The sequence below is a fragment of the Shewanella sairae genome (assembly GCF_023283535.1).
GTDB lineage: Bacteria > Pseudomonadota > Gammaproteobacteria > Enterobacterales > Shewanellaceae > Shewanella > Shewanella sairae.
In genome coordinates, this window is the sequence record NZ_JAKILT010000191.1 from 1 (window position 1) to 1,058 (window position 1,058).

General features: G+C 33.1%; 2 protein-coding genes. Both read left to right on the forward strand.

The features are described from left to right. The coding region (locus tag L2748_RS24070; protein WP_248957829.1) for a type II secretion system F family protein at nucleotides 1–847 on the forward strand (847 nt) is incomplete at its 5' end. Then, nucleotides 847–1,058 (forward strand): hypothetical protein (locus tag L2748_RS24075; protein ID WP_248957830.1); only part of this gene is annotated, 212 nt, incomplete at its 3' end. The genes L2748_RS24070 and L2748_RS24075, both read left to right, overlap by 1 nt.

Consider the following 1,058-nt stretch of genomic DNA (forward strand, 5'->3'; position numbering starts at 1 on the left):
AAAAAAACAGATAGATTGTTGGATTGGTATTTCTCATACTAAGAAGAAAAATGCGCAAATAAAAGTGATTAACTTGGTAGCGTTTGAAAATAGTTTAACAATCCATACACAACAAATAAAGGGTACGCTTGCAAGAGGTCTAGGCCCTAATTCATTTCTTAAAATGGTAGCTTTTTTATTAACAACATTTATCGCCATTTATTTATTAAACGATTTGTTTTTCCGCCTTACATATTGGAAATGCCTTTTGTTTATTGAACCTATACTGTTGTTTTTTCTTTATCAACATCTTAAAAAACGACAGGAATTATTGTTTCGAGAGCAGTTCCCAGATGCTTTAAATATTCTTGCTAGTGCAATAACTTCAGGTCAAGGGATTATGCAGGGGTTTGAGTATGTTGGTGAGCAACTAAATAACTCTGTAGGGGAAGAGTTTAAGTATATGGCAAAAAGGTTTCAAATTGGTGAGGACCCAGAAATTGTACTAGCTCGAAGTAGTCTAAGATTTCCATATTTAGAGTATTTTTTTTTCATATCAACTATTCGAGTTAACATTACAAGAGGAGGGCAACTAAAAGAGGTTATAACAAGAATAAATCGTTTGATTTTCGCCTCAAGAAATATAGAAAAAAAGAAAGACTCGCTAACTTCCGAAGCCCGGATGTCTGCCAAGATAATCGGTTTTTTGCCTCTAGTATTTCTTGGTATACTATATGTGACTAATGTGGATAATTACAACTTTGTTATGTATGAAGAGGCGGGGAGAGGAATATTCTACTATGTTTTAATTAGTGAAATAATTGGTTTCGCTATGATAAGAACTATACTGGGCGGAGTAAGTAAATAATGATGGATTACGCAAATATTGTAGTTTCTTTGCTGCTCGCAACAACAATATTTACTGCATACGTAAAGTTAATAAACGCAATTAAAATGGACAGCTTAATAGATAATGCTATATATTCAAACTCAATCAAACGTAATGTTCCATATTGGGTGTCGGCTTTCATAAGCAGTTTCAAGTTCAATAAGAAAGATATTCGTCAAAAACTGGAAAC